Genomic DNA, 17,530 nt, shown 5'->3' with positions numbered 1-17,530 from the left:
CGCCGACCACGCCGCGGGTGGCGCCGCCCGGACCTCACTCCACGGGAGAGACATGCGCCATCGACCGAACGCGAGGATCGCCCGTTCCGCCGGGCTCGCCGTACTGCTGGCCGCCGCGTCGGCCCTCGCGGTCGACACGGCCGGCGCGGCGCCGGGCGCGCCCGCCGCGCCGGACGCCCCCGCACGGGCGGGCGCGCAGCCCGCCGGGGTCGCGCCCGACGCGGACTTCAACGGCGACGGCTACGCGGACCAGCTGCTCACCGCCCCCGCCGCCACCGTCGCGGGCAAGGCGGAGGCCGGTTACGTGGCCGTGGTGTACGGCTCGCCCGCGAGCGCCGACACCGGCCACCGCCAGGTGGTCAGCCAGGCCACGGACGGCGTGCCGGGCGACCCGGCCGCGCAGGCGTGGTGGGGCTACCGTTCCGTCGCCCGCGACCTCGACGGCGACGGCCGTACGGACCTCGCGGTGCAGGACCCCAACTCCGAGAACGTCACCGTGGTGTGGGGCTCCGCCGAGGGCCTGACGGGCGGTACGGAGCTGGCGGCCGACCTCCGTACGGACGGCAACGACCTCGTGGGCGGCGACTTCGACGGCGACGGCCACGCCGACCTCGTCGCCGGGGACCCCGACGACGAGGACACGGTCGGCATGCGCGTGCTGTACGGGCCGTTCACGCGCGACGGGCACGCGGCGCGGACGAGCGACCTGACCACGGACAAGATCTTCGGGCCGGTCGACCTGGTCGCGGGCGACGTAACCGGGGACGGCGCCGACGACCTGGTCAGCACGCACGCGTTCGAGGAGATGTCGGAGCGCAGCCTGTTCTGGAAGGGCGGGAAGGACGGCCTCGCGGACAAGTCGACGCCGTTCGACGCGGCCGCGTCCGCGACCGTCGGCGACGTGGACGGCGACCGCTACGGCGACCTGGTCATCCGTACGGTGCCGGGCGGCGTGGTGGAGAACCTGCCGTACGACCACGGGACGCTGAAGGTGATCTACGGGTCGAAGGACGGCCTCAGCACCCGTACCGCGAAGATCGACCAGAACAGCGCGGGCGTGCCCGGGGCGAACGAGGACGGCGACCAGTTCGGCTACTCCCTCTCCGCCGGGGACGTGAACGGCGACGGGATCGCGGACATCGCGGTCGGCGTCCCGCACGAGGACCTGGAGGCCGGGCAGAAGGAAACCGGCGCGATCGTGCTGCTGAAGGGCGCGAAGGCCGGGCTGAGCGGCAAGGGCGCGCAGGCGTTCCACCAGTCGACGGCCGGGGTGCCGGGCGTCGCGGAGAAGAACGACTACTTCGGCAGCGCCGTGTCGCTCCAGGACGCGGACGGCGACGGGCGGCGCGACCTGGGGATCGGTACGCCGGGCGAGGACGGCAACGGCTTCACCGACACGGGCGCGGCGTGGGTGCTGCGCGGTACGACCGGTGGCCTGTCGACGGCGGGCGTACGGTCGTTCGGGCCGGGGGAGTTGGGCGCGCCGGAGCCGGGCGCGGAGCTGGGCACGCGCTTCGCGCGGTAGGGACGTACGACGGTGACGCCGCCCGCCGGTTCCGGCGGGCGGCGTAGGTCCAACGGTGCAGCGGATCACGTACCGGGGACAGGGGTCAGCGGCCCGGTGGGGCCTTACCGTTGCGCGAGTGACGGCTTACGACGATGCGTCCGCGCCGACGGCGGACGCGCACGCGGCAGAGACCTCCCGGAGCGCGCCCGACCAGGTGCTCAACGCGCCACCGGTCCCCACACCACCCCTCCCCGCGCTCCCCGCGGCGGACCCGGCGGTGATACCCGAGCGCGAGCGGACCGTGCTCAGCGCCGCACACCGGGCGCTCACCCTCGGCATCGTGTCCGTGGTGCTGCTGATCGCCTTCGAGGCGACGGCGGTGGGGACGGCGATGCCGGTGGCGGCGGACGAGTTGGACGGCGTGCACCTGTACGCGTACGCCTTCTCCGCGTACTTCACGACGAGCCTGCTGGGCATCACCGTCGCCGGGACGTGGGCCGACCGCAGCGGCCCGCTGCCGCCGCTGGTGACGGGCATCGTCACGTTCGCGGCCGGGCTGGTGCTGTCCGGCGCGGCCTCCGGCATGTGGGTCTTCGTGCTGGGGCGGGCGGTGCAGGGCACGGGCGGCGGGCTGGTGATCGTCGCGCTGTACGTCACCGTGAGCCGCGCCTATCCGGAACGGTTGCGGCCGACGGTGATGGCCGCGTTCGCCGCGTCGTGGGTGGTGCCCGCCGTCGTCGGGCCGCTTATCTCCGGCGCGGTCACCGAACAGCTCGGCTGGCGCTGGGTGTTCCTCGGCATCCCGCTGCTCGTGGCGCTGCCGCTCGCCGTGATGCTGCCGCCGCTGCGCCGCCGCGCGTCCGGCCCGCCGCCCCGTACGGGACCGGCGGGGGAGGGCGGCGCCGCGCCCCTCGACCGGCGGCGGCTGCGGCTCGCGCTGGCGGTGGCCGTGGGCGCGGGCCTGCTCCAGTACGCGGGCCAGGACCTGCGCCCCCTCGCGCTGCTGCCCGCGTCGGCGGGCGCCGCGCTGCTCGTCCCGGCGGCGCTGCGGCTGCTGCCGCGCGGCACGTACCGGGCGGCGCGCGGGCTGCCCGCGGTGGTCCTGCTGCGGGGGATCGCGGCGGGCTCGTTCATCGTGGCGGAGAGCTTCGTCCCGTTGATGCTGGTCACGCAGCGCGGGCTGTCGGTGACGATGGCCGGGTTCACGCTGGCGGCGGGCGGCGCGACCTGGGCGCTGGGCTCGTTCACGCAGTCGCGGCCGCGGGCGGAGCCGTACCGGGAGCGGCTCACCCGCCTCGGCATGGTGCTGGTCACGGCGGCGATCGCGTACACGCCCGCCGTGCTCCTGGACGAGGTGCCCGTCTGGTCGCTCGCCGTGCTGATGGCGTTCGGCTGCTACGGGATGGGGCTCGTCATCTCGTCGACCAGCGTGCTGCTGCTCCAGCTGTCCGCCCCGGACGAGGCGGGCAACAACTCGGCGGCCCTCCAGACCTCCGACGGCCTCTCCAACATCCTGCTGCTCGCCGTGACCGGCGCCGCCTTCGCCGCCCTCGGCGGCGGCGACGCGAGCGCGGGCGCGGCGCACGCCGGGGACGCGGCGCGGAGCGCGGAGGCGGGCAGCCCGGTCGCGTTCGCGGCGGTGTACGCGGTGGCGGCGGCGGTCGCGGCGCTGGGGATCGTGGTGGCGGGGCGGCTGCACCGTACGGAGAGGTGAGCGGCCGGGTACGGAGCGGGGTCGGTGACCGCCGGTCGTACGGGGGGACTGCCGCCGGTTCCCAAATCGTGCTTATGGTTCGGGCATGTTCGACTCGCGGCACATACGGACGTTCGACGAGGTGGTGCGCGCCGGTTCGTACTCGGCCGCCGCCCGCGCCCTCGGCTACACCCAGCCCGCGATCACCCAGCAGATGAAGGCGCTCGAACGGGCGGTGGGGACACCGCTGTTCATCCGTGTCGGGCGGCGCATGCGGCTGACGGAGGCGGGGGAGGCGCTGTCCCGGCACGCGGGGGTGATCCTCGACAGCATCGCGACGGCGCAGCAGCAGATGGCGGCGCTGACGGGGCTGCGCGCGGGCCGGGTGCGGATGTGCGCGTTCCCCAGCGCGGGGGCGACGCTCGTACCGGAGGCGCTGGCCCGGCTGGCCGTCGAACACCCGGGCGTACGGGTCGAGTTGCAGGAGAGCGAGCCGCCGGAGTCGCTGGCGCGCGTCGTACGGGGCGAGTGCGACATCACCCTCGCCTTCACCTATCCCGGCCTGCGGGAGCAGGTGCCGCCGGAGCTGGTCGAGATCCCGTTGCTGGAGGACCAGTTGACGGTGCTGCTGCCCGCCGGGCACCCGATGGCGTGGCGGCGGGCGGTGCGGCTGGAGGAGCTGGCGCACGAACGCTGGATCGCCGGGTGCCTGCGCTGCCGCAGCAACTTCCTGCACGAGTGCGCCGAGTTGGGCTTCGCGCCGGACATCGTGTTCACCACCGACGACAACCTGGTGGTGCAGAGCCTCGTCGCGGAGGGGCTGGGCATCGCGATGATGCCGGGCCTGGTGCTGTCGTTCCTGGTGCACGAGAAGGTCACGGGCCGCCCGCTGGACCCGGCGTCGCGCCGCCAGGTCTCCGCGTACGTGCTGCGGGAGCACCTGGAGATCCCGGCGACCGCGCTGGTGCTGGACGGCCTCAAGGCGGTCGCCGCGAACCGCGTCGGGTGCTGAGCTGGGGGGCGGGGAGCGGCTACGGGGGACGGCTCGCGCCCACGTATAAGCGGGAGTTGGGGTGCGGCCAACAGACTGTCGTTGGACGCGGCGCCCCGGCCGCCGCCACGCTGCGGACATGGCCACCTCCTCCCCCGCCTCCGCCTCCGTCGGCGCCCCCACCTCCGCCGGCGGAGCCGGAGGCGGCACCGGCACCGCCGTCCGTACGACGGAGCGCCTCGACGCGCTCGTCGCCGACGTGCGGGAGGCCGTCGGACGGGGTCTGGCGCCGGACGTCACCGCGTACCTGGTGGGCGAGAAGCTCGCCCCGCACCTGGGGGCGGCGGACCTGCTGACGCCGGAGCAGTACGAGGGCGACGTCGCCCACTACCGCCAGCACCTGCTGCACTCCGAGGCCGACGGCAGCTTCTCGGTCGTCGCGCTCGTGTGGCTGCCGGGGCAGCGGACGTCGATCCACGACCACGTCTCCTGGTGCGTCACCGGCGTCCACCAGGGCGAGGAGCACGAGCGCCGCTACCGCCTCGTCCCCGCCGGTCCCGGCGCCGACGGCGACCCGGCGCGGCTCGTCGCCACGGAGGACGTCGTGAACCCGCCGGGTTCCGTGTGCGGCTTCGCGCCGCCCGGCGACATCCACCGGGTGTGGAACGGCTGTACGGAGAAGGCGGTCTCCCTGCATCTGTACGGCGCGGACATCGGACGCCTGGGGACGAGCGTGCGACGGGTGTACGACCTTCCCGCGACCGAGCACTGATGGCGCTGCTGGGCGGGCCCCGGCCCGTACGCGCGCCCGCCGCCGAGCCCGTACGCGCGCCCGGGACCGTACGCGCCCCCGAACCCGCGCCGGAACCCGCCCCCGGACCCCGACCCGCGCCCGCCGCCCGGCCGTCGCGCCTGCGGCCGCTGCCCGGACTCGCGCTCGCCGCGGCCGGGGTCGCGGTGGCGGAGGCGGCGCACCGGGCGCTGCCCGGCGTACCGGCCATGACGGCGGCCGTCGTCCTCGGCGTCGCGGTGGCGCACGTACCGGGTCTCCGTACGTTCGTGTGCGGAGCCGCGCGCCCCGGGCTGACGTTGGCCGGAAAGCGGCTGATGCGCGTCGGCGTCGTGCTGTTGGGGCTCAAGCTGAGCCTCGGCGACGTGCTGGGGCTGGGCTGGGCGACGGCGGCCATGGTGTGCGCGGTGGTGGCCGTGACGTTCGGCGGCACGTTGTGGCTCGGGCGCAGGCTCGGGCTGGAGGGCGACCAGCCGCTGCTCGTCGCCACGGGCTACTCGATCTGCGGCGCCTCCGCCATCGGCGCCGTGAGCGAGGCCAAGGACAGCGACGAACGGGACGTGGCCGTCTCCGTCGCGCTCGTCACGCTCTGCGGGACCCTCGCCATCGCCGTACTGCCCCTGCTCCAGCACCCGTTGGGCCTGAGCGACGCCGAGTTCGGCCGCTGGGTCGGCGCGGGCGTGCACGACGTGGGGCAGGTCGTGGCGACGGCCGGTACGGCGGGCGGCCCGGCGCTGGGTGAGGCGGTGCTCGTGAAGCTGATGCGGGTGCTGCTGCTCGCGCCCCTGGTGGCGGGCGTCGTCCTGGCCGTACGGCGGCGGGCCGCGAGCGACGCCACGGGCCCGGCCGGTGCCGGGGACGGTGACGGTGACGCGGGCGGGCGGGTCGGCGCGCGGCCGCCGCTCGTCCCGCTGTTCGTCTGCGGCTTCGTCGCGATGATGGCCGTGCGCAGCACCGGTCACGTCCCGGCCGAGGCGCTGGACGCGGCGCAGACGGGGCAGGAACTCCTCCTCGCCGCCGCCCTGTTCGGGCTCGGCACCGCCGTGCACCTGCCGACGCTGGCCCGTACGGGGCCGCGCGTCGCCGCGCTGGGGCTGTGCGCCTGGGTGGTCATCGCCGGTGTGTCGTACGCGGGCGTGGTCCTCACGGCGTGACCGCCGTACGGCCCACGCGCGGCCCCCGTACGGGCCCGCGCGCCGCCGCCCCGACCGTCGGGAACACGCCACCGCACCCCGTGTGACGTGGGTCCCACCCGCCTCCGGCACCCCCGCGCGCCCCGTGCGCGCGCGGACCGCACGGGTAGGCTGGCGCGGCTGTCCGACGCCCCCGACCCGTACGGCCCGTGCCGCGCCGCACCCGTACGACCCGAGCACCGCACCCGCACCACCGGCCCACCCACGCAACCGTGACCGTGACGGAGACCGTGACCACCACCACGCACCACCTCTCACCCGCCTTCCCCGGCCGCGCCCCCTGGGGCACGGCGAGCAAGCTCCGCGCCTGGCAGCAGGGCGCGATGGACGAGTACGTCGAGGCGCAGCCCCGCGACTTCCTCGCCGTCGCGACGCCCGGCGCGGGCAAGACGACGTTCGCGCTCACCCTCGCCTCCTGGCTGCTGCACCACCACGTCGTGCAGCAGGTGACGATCGTCGCGCCGACCGAGCACCTGAAGTCGCAGTGGGCGGAGGCGGCGGCCCGCATAGGGATCAAGCTGGACCCGGAGTACAGCTCCGGCCCGGTCGGCCGGGAGTACCACGGCGTGGTCGTCACGTACGCGGGCGTCGGCGTCCGCCCGATGCTCCACCGGAACCGGTGCGAGCAGCGCAAGACGCTCGTCGTGCTCGACGAGATCCACCACGCCGGGGACAGCCGCTCCTGGGGCGAGGCGTGCCTGGAGGCGTTCGAGCCCGCGACGCGGCGGCTGGCGCTGACCGGCACGCCGTTCCGCTCGGACACCAACCCGATTCCGTTCGTCAGCTACGCGGAGGGCAACGACGGCGTCCGCCGCTCCGTCGCCGACTACACGTACGGCTACGGGACCGCCCTCCACGACGGGGTCGTCCGGCCGGTCATCTTCCTCTCCTACAGCGGCAACATGCGCTGGCGGACCAAGGCGGGCGACGAGATCGAGGCGCGGCTCGGCGAGCCGATGACGAAGGACGCCGTGTCGCAGGCGTGGCGTACGGCGCTCGACGCGCGCGGCGACTGGATGCCCGCCGTGCTGCGCGCGGCGGACCAGCGGCTGAGCGAGGTGCGGAAGGCCGTACCGGACGCGGGCGGGCTGGTGATCGCCACCGACCAGGACTCCGCCCGCGAGTACGCCAAGCTGCTGCGGGAGATCACCGGCGCGAAACCGACCGTCGTCCTCTCCGACGACACCGGCGCCTCGGGGCGGATCGAGGAGTTCCGGGCGTCCGAGGACCGCTGGATGGTCGCGGTCCGCATGGTGTCCGAGGGCGTGGACGTGCCGCGCCTGTCGGTCGGGGTGTACGCGACGACGATCTCCACGCCGCTGTTCTTCGCGCAGGCGGTCGGCCGGTTCGTACGGTCGCGGCGGCGCGGCGAGACCGCGTCCGTCTTCCTGCCGACCATCCCGACGCTCCTCACCTTCGCGCACGAGATGGAGGTGGAACGGGACCACGTCCTGGACAAGCCGAAGAAGGCCGCGGACGAGGACCCGTACGCCGAGGAGGCCGAACTGCTCGCGGCGGCCGAACGCGAGGAGGACGAGGACACCGGCGACGACGACCAACTCCCCTTCGAGGCACTGGAGTCGGACGCGGTCTTCGACCGGGTGACCTACGACGGCGCCGAGTTCGGGATGCAGGCGCACCCGGGCAGCGAGGAGGAGCAGGACTACCTCGGCATCCCCGGGCTGCTCGAACCGGACCAGGTGCAGATGCTCCTCCAGAAGCGGCAGGCACGGCAGATCGCGCACAGCCGCAAGAAGCCGGACGACGAGGCGGACCTGCTCGAACTGCCCGCCGAACGGCGGCCGGTGGTCACCCACAAGGAACTGATGGAGCTGCGCAAGGAGTTGAACGGCCTCGTCGGCGCCTACGTCCACCAGAGCGGCAAGCCCCACGGGGTGATCCACACCGAGCTGCGCCGCCTGTGCGGCGGCCCGCCGAGCGCGGAGGCGACGGCGGGGCAGCTGCGGCAGCGCATCGACAAGGTGCGGGAGTGGGCCACGCGGATGCGGTGAGGGGCGTACGCGCCCCCGCTTCTCGTACGCCCGCTGCCCGCTGCCCGCTGCCCCCTGCCCGTTGCGCGCTTTCCGTACGGCCGTACGCCCGCCGCCGCCCGTACGTTCCCGGGTGGCCGGTATCCGATGGTGGCCGCCGGGGCGCGGGCGCGGCGAAGCCCGTCGTCACCGGCCCGAGCCCCGTCGTATTCCCGACATAACGGGCGGTTGGTGCCCGGATTCTGGACGGACCCTTCCGGTGAGCGGTAACCCTCGCTAGGTTTCGGCTCACGCACCCGCCCCGGAGCGACCCCCGCCCCGGAGCGTGGCCGGTGACGTATGCACACGCAGAGGCAACTACGCGTATTCCTGTGCCACTTCGGCCGTCGGCTCCCCGCGTGGAGTAGCTACGCTGCCGCCGGACGGCGGCACGGCACTCCCCGTGGGCCGTCCGCCACTCACCCGAGAAGGGGGGCGTCGTGACGGCGGAGACCTCTCAGACGCTCGACCGGGGACTGCGGGTCCTCAAGCTGCTCGCCGACACCGACCACGGCCTGACCGTCACCGAGCTGTCCCTGCGGCTCGGCGTCAACCGCACCGTCGTCTACCGGTTGCTCGCCACCCTGGAGCAGCACTCCCTCGTACGCCGCGACCTCGGCGGACGCGCCCGCGTCGGCCTCGGGGTGCTGCGACTGGGCCGCCAGGTCCACCCCCTCGTACGGGAGGCCGCGCTGCCCGCGCTCCGCTCGCTGGCCGAGGAGGTCGGCGCGACGGCGCACCTGACGCTCGCGGACGGCGCGGACGCGCTGGCCGTCGCCGTCGTCGAGCCGAGCTGGACCGACTACCACGTGGCGTACCGCACCGGTTTCCGGCACCCCCTCGACCGGGGCGCCGCGGGCCGCGCGATCCTCGCCGGGCGCGGGCCCGACCGCGACCAGGGGCCCGGATACGTGCTCACGCACGGCGAGTTGGAGACGGGGGCCAGCGGCGCCGCCGCGCCCATGCTGGGGGTGCTCGGCATCGAGGGCAGCGTCGGCGTGGTGATGCTGTCCGAGGTGGTGCCGGAGAAGGTGGGGGACCGGGTGGTGCACGCGGCGCGGGAGGTCGCCGACGCGCTGCGGTGAGCCCGTGAACTAGATTCGACCCATGCCACCGACCCGCCAGCCGTCGCCGTCCGATCCGCCGCCGTCGGGCGCGTCCGGCTCCGAAGCCGCCTCCGAAGCTGATTCCGAAGCCGCCTCCCACGCCGACTCCGGGAGCGCCGCCGCCGCGACCGGATCGCCGTCCCCCACGGGGCTGTTCGGCGTACCGAGCGTACGGCGCCGCCGCCGTACGCTCGCGGTCTGCGCGGTGCCCGTCGTCGCCCTGCTGGCGGTCGCGGCCGCCGCCCCGCTGCCGTTCTCCGTGGCGCAGCCCGGCCTCACCGCGAACGTCGTCGGGGACTACCGCGACGAACCCGTCATCGCGATCACCGGTGGCGAACGCGTCCGGGAGACCGAGGGCGAGCTGCTGATGACGACCATCGCCGCCACCGCGCCCGACGCGTCGGTGCGGCTGAAGGACGTCGTGCGCGACTGGTTCGCGGAGGACCGCGCCGTGATGCCGCGCGACTCGGTCTACCCGGTCGGTGACAACCCCGCCGAGGTCCGCGAGCACAACGCGGCGGAGATGCGCGAGTCGCAGGACGTCGCCGTACGGGCCGCGCTGCGCCAGCTCCGGCTGTCCCCCGACGACGTACGGGTCGAGCTGAACCTCGCGGACGTCGGCGGCCCCAGCGCGGGCCTCTTCTTCAGCCTCGGCATCATCGACATGCTCGACGGCGACGGTCGCGGCGGCGACCTGACGGGCGGCCGTACGGTCGCGGGCACCGGCACCATCGAGGAGAACGGCGAGATCGGGCCGGTCGGCGGCGTACCCCTCAAGACGCGTGCCGCCCGGCGGGACGGCGCGACGGTCTTCCTGGTGCCGAAGGAGGAGTGCGCGGACGCGGGGGCGAACACCCCGGACGGCCTGCGGCTGGTGCCGGTCACCACGTTGGACGGCGCGGTGGACGCGTTGAAGGCGCTCAAGGACGGGCGTGACGTGCCCGGTTGCTGACACCTCCGGGCACCCTCACGTACGAGGGAGTGCGGGCGCGGCGCAGGGTCGGGCGCGCCCGACCCGTCCGGTCAGAACAGCTTGCCGGGGTTCAACAGGCCGTGCGGGTCGAAGACCTGCTTCACGCCGCGCTGCATCTCCAGCCCGACCGGGCCGAGTTCGCGGGCGAGCCAGTCCTTCTTCAGCACGCCCACGCCGTGTTCTCCCGTGATCGTGCCGCCCAGCTCCAGGCCGAGCGCCATGATCTCGTCGAACGACTCGCGGGCGCGCCGCGCCTCGTCCGCGTCGGTCGGGTCGAAGCACACGATGGGGTGCGTGTTGCCGTCGCCCGCGTGCGCGCAGGAACCCACCGTCAGGCCGTACTTGTCCCCGATGGCCGCCGCCCCGTCGAGCATCTCCGCGAGCCGGGAACGGGGCACGCACACGTCGTCGATCAGCGTCGTGCCGGTCACCTTCTCCAGCGCGACCAGGGCCAACCGCCGTGCTTTCAGCAGCAGTTCGGACTCGGCCGCGTCGTCCGCGGGCACCACCTCGGTGGCGCCCGCCGCGGCGCACACCTCGCCGACGGCGGCCAGTTCCGCGAGGGCCGCCTCGTGCGGCAGGTCGAAGGCCGCCAGCAGCAGCGCCTCCGTCGTCTCGGGCAGGCCCATCCGCGCCATGTCGTTCACGGCGCGCAGCGTCGTCCGGTCCATGATCTCCAGCAGCGACGGCGCGTGCCCGCGTTCCATGATCCGGCAGACCGCCTCGCCCGCCGTCGTCATCGACGGGAACTCCGCGGCCAGCACCAACTGCCGTGGCGGCTCGGGCCGGAGCGCGAGCGTCGCCCGTACGACGATGCCGAGGCTGCCCTCGGAGCCGACGAACAGCCGCGTCAGGTCGTAGCCCGCGACGCCCTTCGCCGTACGGCGGCCGGTGGACATCAGCCGCCCGTCCGCGAGGACGACGTCCAGGCCGAGCACGTACTCCGCGGTGACGCCGTACTTCACGCAGCAGAGGCCGCCGGACGCGGTGCCGATGTTGCCGCCGATGGTGCACTCCTCCCAACTGGAGGGGTCCGGCGGGTAGAAGAGGCCGTGCTCGTTGACCGCGCGGGACAGCGTGGCGTTGACGACGCCCGGTTCGACGACGGCGATCCGCTCGACGGTGTCGATCTCCAGGATGCGGTCCATCCGGACCATGGAGAGCACGACGCACCCGTCGGTGGCGTTGGCCGCGCCGGAGAGGCCCGTACGCGCGCCCTGCGGCACGACCGGTACGCGCAGCGCCGTCGCCGTGCGCATGACGTGCTGCACCTCCTCCACGGTGCGCGGCTGGACGACGACCGCGGCCGTGCCCGCCTCGCAGAAGCTCGCCATGTCGTGGGCGTACGACCGCACCACGTCCGGATCGGTGACGACGGCCCCGGCGGGCAGTCCGGACCGCAGCTGTTCGAGGAGCGCGCTCATGCCAGCAGCGTCGCACCCGGGTGCGGGGCGGGCAACAGACGGTGCGCGGCTTCCCCTCGTTTTCCGCCTCGGCGCGGCGCGCGGGCCGCGACCCGTACGGCCACGCCGTCCGGCAGCGTGCGCGGCCCGGAGGTGAAGTCGTCGTCGGGGTCGCCCGGTTGAGCGACGCCGCCGCCGTACGGGCCCGTGCCCGCGCCGCCCGTACGCGCGACCGCCCGCCCCGGCTCGGCCGGGACGGGCGGTGCGTCGTACGGGGGCGTCGTACGTGGTACGCGGTGCGGACCGGTGCGGTCAGAGGTTGCCGCGCTTGTCCTGCTCGCGCTCGATCGCCTCGAACAGCGCCTTGAAGTTGCCCTTGCCGAAGCCCATCGAGCCGTGCCGCTCGATCATCTCGAAGAACACCGTCGGCCGGTCCTGGACGGGCTTGGAGAAGATCTGGAGCAGGTAGCCGTCCTCGTCGCGGTCGGCGAGGATCCTGTTCTCGCGGAGCACGTCGATCGGGACGCGGGTGTCGCCGACCCACTCGCCGAGGGTGTCGTAGTACGAGTCGGGCACGTCCAGGAACTCGACGCCCGCCGCGCGCATCGTCCGTACGGTCGTCACGATGTCGTTCGTCGCCAGCGCGATGTGCTGCACGCCGGGCCCGCCGTAGAACTCCAGGTACTCGTCGATCTGCGACTTCTTCTTCGCCACCGCGGGCTCGTTGATCGGGAACTTAACCTTCTTGGTGCCGTCCGCGACCACCTTCGACATCAGCGCGCTGTACTCCGTGGCGATGTCGTCGCCCACGAACTCCTTCATGTTCGTGAAGCCCATGACCTCGTTGTAGAAGGTCACCCAGTCGTTCATCTTCCCGAGTTCCACGTTGCCCACGCAGTGGTCCACCGCCTGGAACGTGCGCTTCTCCGGCGCCGCGACGAGCGGCCGGGCGGCCGCGTAGCCGGGCAGGTACGGGCCCTCGTAGCCCTTCCGCTCGACCAGCGTGTGCCGGGTCTTCCCGTACGTGGCGATCGCGGCCAGCACCACCGTGCCGTGCTCGTCCTTCACGTCGTGCGGCTCGACCAGGCCGGTCGCGCCGTGCTCGACCGCGTAGGCGTACGCGGCGCGGGCGTCCGGCACCTCGATGGCGAGGTCGACGACGCCGTCGCCGTGCTCCGCGACGTGCTCCGCGAGGAACCGCCCGTGGTCGGTCACGGCCTTGATGACGGACGTGAACACGAAGCGCGCCGAGCCCGACTCCAGGACGTAACTCGCGGTCTCCCGGCTGCCGTTCTCCGGTCCGGAGTAGGCGACCAGCTTCATGCCGAAGGCGCTGGAGTAGTAGTGGGCGGCCTGCTTGGCGTTGCCGACGGCGAAGACGACCGCGTCCATGCCGTTCACCGGGAAGGGGTCGGCCTGCCGGGCGGTGTCGGGGGCTGTGTGCGTGGTCTCAGTCATGCTCGAAGGCTGACGCCGAACCACAAGGTGCGCAATAGTTCGCGCACGGCCCGGACAACATGTACAGGACGGACCGGTAAGCGCCGGACCATCTGCACAGGATGACCAGCGTACGACAGGCGGAGGGACAGGCCATGGCGATCGACCGGCTCGACGGGCGGCTGCTCGAACTGCTCGCGGAGGAACCCCGTATCGGCGTCCTGGAGGCGTCCCGGCGGCTCGGCGTCGCGCGCGGCACCGTGCAGGCGCGCCTCGACCGCCTGCGGTCCAGCGGCGTGATCCGCGGCTTCGGGCCGGACGTGGACACCGGCGCGCTCGGCTACCCGGTGACGGCGTTCGCCACCCTGGAGATCAAGCAGGGCCAGGGCGCGGACGTACGGGCGCACCTCGCGGACGTCCCCGAGGTGCTGGAGCTGCACACCACGACCGGGCACGGCGACATGCTCTGCCGGCTCGTGGCGCGCTCGAACGCCGACCTCCAGCGCGTCATCGACCGCGTCGTCGGCTACGAGGGCATCGTGCGCGCCTCGACGGCGATCGTGATGGAGAACCCGGTGCGGCTGCGGGTCGTCCCGCTCGTACGGCAGGCCGCCCGCGAGAGCGGGGGGTGACGGGTCCGGGGGCCGCCCGCCCCCGGGGGCCGTCAACCCGGCGCCGCACCGGCACCCGCGCGGGGCCGGCGGCGGCGTCCGGGGCCGGCGGCGGCGTCCGGGGCCGGGGGCGGCGTCCGGGGGCGGAGCCGCGGCCTTCCCGCGTACGTGCCCGGTTCGCGTACGTGCCCGGGGCCCGCACCCTCAGGCACCCGCCTCCCCCGTCTCGTCCGAGGGCCACGGGTCGTTGAGGTACAGCTCGTCGCCCGGCGTCGGCGTGAGCAGTTCGCTGAGCCCCTCGTCGATCCCGAGCAGATCGGCCTCGGTGCCCGGCGGCACCACCCGCAGCGTCCGTTCGACCCAGGCCGAGACGGCCACGGCCGGAGCCTCCAGCAGCGCGTCGCCGTCCGGCGAGGTCAGCGCGATGCAGAGGACGTTGCGCGAGTCGACCTTCGTCGGCCACACCCGTACGTCGCCGTGGCCGCACGGCCGGAAGACGCCCTCCACGAGCAGTTCGCGGGCGAAGGTCCAGCGGACCGGCGACTCGGAACCGATGTGGAAGGCCATGTGGACGGCGTACGGCTCGGCGGTGCGGTAGGTGAGCCGGGCCGGTACGGGGATGCTGCGCTCGGGCGAGAGCACCAGCCTGAGTTCGAGTTCCCGTTCGACGACACTGTGCATCGTGTTGCCCTTTCGCTACGTGCGCCCGTCCGGCGGTCGCGGACGGTCCCGCACAAGGGGAGAGCGCTCGGGGCGGATATCCTTACGCGACTTCACAGGATATTTTCAGGACGACCCCCGGCACCGGCGGAACGGTCCGATCCGTGGCCCCGAACTGCCGGGAGACGCGTCCGAACGGGCAGAGCGCGGCGGGCGGTTCGCCGTCGGCTTCTGGTAGATGTTGTCTCCGCGTTGTCTCCGTGCCGGTCGGCACCGTCCGTACGCCGGAGCAGCGGAGCCACCGCGCGCCGCACGTCGCACGACCCCGACACAACGGTCGAGAGATACGGGACCTGGACAGATGAGTGCCCCACCCGCAGGAAACGCCAGCGGAAGCCCCCTGCCCGGGTTCTACCCGGACCCGTCCATCCCCGGCTACATCCGCTACTGGGACGGCGCGTCCTGGGTGCCGGGCACCAGCCGCCCGGAGCCGAAGGAGGGCGAGCCGATGCCGGAGCCGCCCGGCGGCGCGGCGGACGGCAAGGGCGCGTCCGGTGCGTCCGCCGTGTCCGGCGCGAAGGAGCGCGCGGGCGGCGGCGGTACGGGGTCCGGGTCCGGCGGCGCGCCGTTGGAGGGCCGTGTGGTGACCGGGGACGGGCGGCCGGTGCCGGAGCAGCGGCACGAGCCGGAACCCGCCGCGGTCCCCGAGGGCACCGGCACCCCCGAGACCGGGGGCGGCTGGGGCGCCGCGTCCGCCGACGACACGGGCCCGATGTTCTTCGACGAGGGCGGCCTGCCCGGCAGCACCCCCGGCCCCGGCGCGACGGACGGAGCCGGGCTCCCGGCGGTCCGCGCGTCCGGCGAGGTCGCCCCGCACGAGCCGCCGGTGACCGGCTGGGACGACCCGCGCCGCCTGCACGGCAACCGGCCCGAGGCCGCCGGTGACTGGCACACCGGCGACCCGGGGCGGTCCGGCGTACCGGAGGGGCAGGGCGTACCGGAGCAGTCCGCCTACGGCGGCGCCGCCTCCGGCCTCGCCTGGGGCGAGCCGGACGGCTCCCCGGCGGGTGCCGGGGGCGCCGACGCGGCGCCCGGCGGCACGGCGAACGCGCCGGACCCGCGCGGTGGTTGGGGACGGTCCGACGACGCGGGCGCGGGCGGGCCGCAGGGCCCGCAGGGCTTCCCGGCGGCGGGCGGCGCCGAGCTGTCGGCGGGCCCCGTGGGCCGCCCCGCCGGGCAGGAGCCGTCCGGCGGCCACCCGAAGGACACCGTCGGCCTGCGCATCCCGCGCCCCGCCGAGGGCTCCCGCGACGCGGTCGCGGACGCCACCCCCGCGCCGGACGCGGGTCCGGGTACGGGCGCGGCTCCGGACGCCGAGGCGTCCCCGGCCCCGCCGGGGCGACGGTCCGAGCACACGACCCGGCTGCGCCGCGCGGACATCCTGCGCGGCAGCGCCGCCCCCGACGCCCGCCAGCGGGCCGCCTCCGCGTCGGCCGCCTCCGCCGCGTCGGCCGCTGCGGCTCCGCCGCAGGACGCCCCGCCCGCGCACGCCGCCCCGGCGGCGACCCCCGCCGCGCGGCAGCCGTACGGCGCCGACGCCCCGGCCGCGTACGGCGCGGGACAGGCCGCCCCCGCGCACGGCGCCGCCCCCGCGCAGGACGCGGCGCGCCCCCCGTGGGCCCAGCACGTGCACGACCTGGCGCAGCCGTCCGCCGCCGGTGGCGGCCTGCCCGCGCAGGCGCCCAGCGGCGGCCCGGACGCCGTGACGCCCTGGCGCCCGCCCGTGGCCGACCCGTTCGCGCAGGCCAGGCAGCAGGCGCGGCCCGCCTCGCCGGGACGGCGGCTGGCGGCGCGGGTGATCGACGGCTTCTTCGTGTTCGGGGCGGGCGCCCTCGCGGCGGTCCCGTTCGCGGGCAAGGCCGGTGACCACGTCCAGGAGAAGATCGACGCGGTCGAGCAGGCCGGGGTGACCCGCGACGTGTGGCTGATCGACGGCACGACCGGCGGCTATCTGGCCGTGGTCCTCGGTGTCTTCCTCGTCTTCGGGCTGCTCTACGAGGCGCTGCCGACCGCCCGTTGGGGCCAGACCCTCGGCAAGCGGCTGCTCGGCCTGCGCGTCCTGGACGTCGAGCGCCAGGACACCCCGGCGATGGGCGCGGCCGTGGTGCGGTGGCTGACGTACAACGTGCTGGCCGTGCTCGTCATCGGTGTGGTCAACGTCCTCTGGTGCGTGTTCGACCAGCCGTGGCGGCAGTGCTGGCACGACAAGGCGGCCCGTACGTTCGTCGCGGGGAAGTGACCGCGCCCGCACGGAGGTGACCCCGGCGCGGGGGCCCCGACCGCGTCCGCGGTTGCGGGGTGCTGTGGCGCGCGTTCCACTCGAAGCCATGAGCACCGAGCAGCCTTCGGGCGACCCGTTCCGGAAACCGCCGCCCGCGCAGCAGTCCCAGCCCCCGCCCGGCCAGGCGCCGGGCGGCTCCCCGTACGGCGAACCCCCGCCGGGCGGCGGCTCCCCGTACGGCAGCGGCGCGCCCTACGGCACCGGCCCGTACGGCTCGGGAGCGGGCCCGTACGGCGGTTCCCCGTACGGCGGTTCCCCGTACGGCGGGGGAGCGCAGCCCGCGCCCGGTGATCCGTACGGCGCGAGCCCGTACGGTCACGCGGGCGGCGCCGCCGACCCGTTGGCCGGGATGCCGCCGCTGGCGCCGCTCGGGAAGCGGGTCGTGGCGCGGTTGATCGACGCGCTGATCGTGGGCATCCCGCTGGGCCTGGTGATGGGGCTGCTCACCGGCTTCTCGTACGACGACAACAGGGCCGCCTTCTGGCAGGGCAGCCTCTACACCGTCGTGTACTTCCTCTACGAGGGTGTCATGCTCTCGCAGTCCGGCCAGACGGTCGGCAAGAAGGTCATGAACATCCGCGTGGCGATGCTGCACGACGGCTCCGTGCCCACCGGCTCCCCGGCCTGGACGCGGGCGGCGGTCTACCAACTGCCCACGCTGGTCCCGTGCATCGGGTCGCTGTTCTGGCTCGTGAACGTGCTGTCCTGCACCTGGGACCAGCCGTACCGCCGGTGCTTCCACGACAAGGCCGCGAAGACCGTGGCCGTGACGGCGGGTTGAGGGCCTGGCCCGTT

General features: G+C 74.8%; 14 protein-coding genes. 11 read left to right on the top strand and 3 right to left on the bottom strand.

From position 1 onward, the window contains the following. Positions 1 to 52 precede the first annotated feature (52 nt). The 8 genes from D7M15_RS09735 (at position 53) to D7M15_RS09700 (ending at position 10,262) form a co-directional block, all read left to right on the top strand. Entirely contained in the window at positions 53 to 1,525 is a 1,473-nt protein-coding gene (locus D7M15_RS09735) for an FG-GAP and VCBS repeat-containing protein (RefSeq protein WP_121517145.1), read from the top strand. Positions 1,526 to 1,784: 259 nt separating this feature from the next. Beyond that, on the top strand, positions 1,785 to 3,221 hold the full coding sequence (locus D7M15_RS09730; protein WP_240649608.1) for an MFS transporter: 1,437 nt from the start codon (positions 1,785 to 1,787) through the stop codon (positions 3,219 to 3,221). Between the two features lie 85 nt (positions 3,222 to 3,306). After that, positions 3,307 to 4,212 carry a LysR family transcriptional regulator gene (locus tag D7M15_RS09725; protein WP_121517143.1) on the top strand — a complete coding sequence of 302 codons (906 nt, stop codon included), beginning with the start codon at positions 3,307 to 3,309 and terminating at the stop codon, positions 4,210 to 4,212. Between the two features lie 118 nt (positions 4,213 to 4,330). After that, entirely contained in the window at positions 4,331 to 4,963 is a 633-nt protein-coding gene (locus D7M15_RS09720; protein ID WP_121517142.1) for a cysteine dioxygenase family protein, read from the top strand. Then, entirely contained in the window at positions 4,963 to 6,135 is a 1,173-nt protein-coding gene (locus D7M15_RS09715; RefSeq protein ID WP_121517141.1) for a putative sulfate exporter family transporter, read from the top strand. The genes D7M15_RS09720 and D7M15_RS09715 overlap by 1 nt, the downstream gene beginning before the upstream one ends. A gap of 257 nt (positions 6,136 to 6,392) precedes the next feature. Next, on the top strand, positions 6,393 to 8,186 hold the full coding sequence (locus D7M15_RS09710; RefSeq protein ID WP_121520510.1) for a DEAD/DEAH box helicase: 1,794 nt from the start codon (positions 6,393 to 6,395) through the stop codon (positions 8,184 to 8,186). 458 nt (positions 8,187 to 8,644) lie between these two features. After that, positions 8,645 to 9,289, top strand: coding sequence for a helix-turn-helix domain-containing protein (locus tag D7M15_RS09705; RefSeq protein WP_121517140.1), 645 nt, complete (start codon positions 8,645 to 8,647; stop codon positions 9,287 to 9,289). Positions 9,290 to 9,311: 22 nt separating this feature from the next. Beyond that, on the top strand, positions 9,312 to 10,262 hold the full coding sequence (locus tag D7M15_RS09700) for a S16 family serine protease (RefSeq protein ID WP_121517139.1): 951 nt from the start codon (positions 9,312 to 9,314) through the stop codon (positions 10,260 to 10,262). 71 nt (positions 10,263 to 10,333) lie between these two features. Here the strand turns inward: D7M15_RS09700 and D7M15_RS09695 are convergent, their stop codons facing one another. Both D7M15_RS09695 and hppD read right to left on the bottom strand, forming a co-directional pair. Then, complete coding sequence (locus D7M15_RS09695; protein WP_121517138.1) at positions 10,334 to 11,707, bottom strand: FAD-linked oxidase C-terminal domain-containing protein; 1,374 nt, start codon at positions 11,705 to 11,707, stop codon at positions 10,334 to 10,336. A gap of 291 nt (positions 11,708 to 11,998) precedes the next feature. Continuing rightward, positions 11,999 to 13,144, bottom strand: a complete 1,146-nt coding sequence (hppD, locus tag D7M15_RS09690) for a 4-hydroxyphenylpyruvate dioxygenase (protein ID WP_121517137.1) — start codon at positions 13,142 to 13,144, stop codon at positions 11,999 to 12,001. A 134-nt stretch (positions 13,145 to 13,278) separates the two neighbouring features. Here hppD and D7M15_RS09685 point away from each other — a divergent pair, with 134 nt between their 5' ends. After that, positions 13,279 to 13,755 carry an Lrp/AsnC family transcriptional regulator gene (locus D7M15_RS09685; RefSeq protein ID WP_121517136.1) on the top strand — a complete coding sequence of 159 codons (477 nt, stop codon included), beginning with the start codon at positions 13,279 to 13,281 and terminating at the stop codon, positions 13,753 to 13,755. Between the two features lie 183 nt (positions 13,756 to 13,938). Here the strand turns inward: D7M15_RS09685 and D7M15_RS09680 are convergent, their stop codons facing one another. Next, positions 13,939 to 14,415, bottom strand: coding sequence for an SsgA family sporulation/cell division regulator (locus D7M15_RS09680; protein ID WP_121517135.1), 477 nt, complete (start codon positions 14,413 to 14,415; stop codon positions 13,939 to 13,941). A gap of 340 nt (positions 14,416 to 14,755) precedes the next feature. Here D7M15_RS09680 and D7M15_RS09675 point away from each other — a divergent pair, with 340 nt between their 5' ends. Further along, positions 14,756 to 16,693 carry an RDD family protein gene (locus tag D7M15_RS09675; protein WP_165906228.1) on the top strand — a complete coding sequence of 646 codons (1,938 nt, stop codon included), beginning with the start codon at positions 14,756 to 14,758 and terminating at the stop codon, positions 16,691 to 16,693. Positions 16,694 to 16,781: 88 nt separating this feature from the next. Then, complete coding sequence (locus D7M15_RS09670; protein WP_121517133.1) at positions 16,782 to 17,516, top strand: RDD family protein; 735 nt, start codon at positions 16,782 to 16,784, stop codon at positions 17,514 to 17,516. The last annotated feature ends 14 nt before the right edge of the window (positions 17,517 to 17,530 follow it).

The sequence above is a fragment of the Streptomyces sp. Z26 genome (assembly GCF_003665095.1).
In the GTDB taxonomy this organism is placed as follows: domain Bacteria; phylum Actinomycetota; class Actinomycetes; order Streptomycetales; family Streptomycetaceae; genus Streptomyces; species Streptomyces phytohabitans.
The sequence above is the reverse complement of the archived record's forward strand: the minus strand, read 5'-3'. Positions and strand labels throughout refer to the sequence as shown.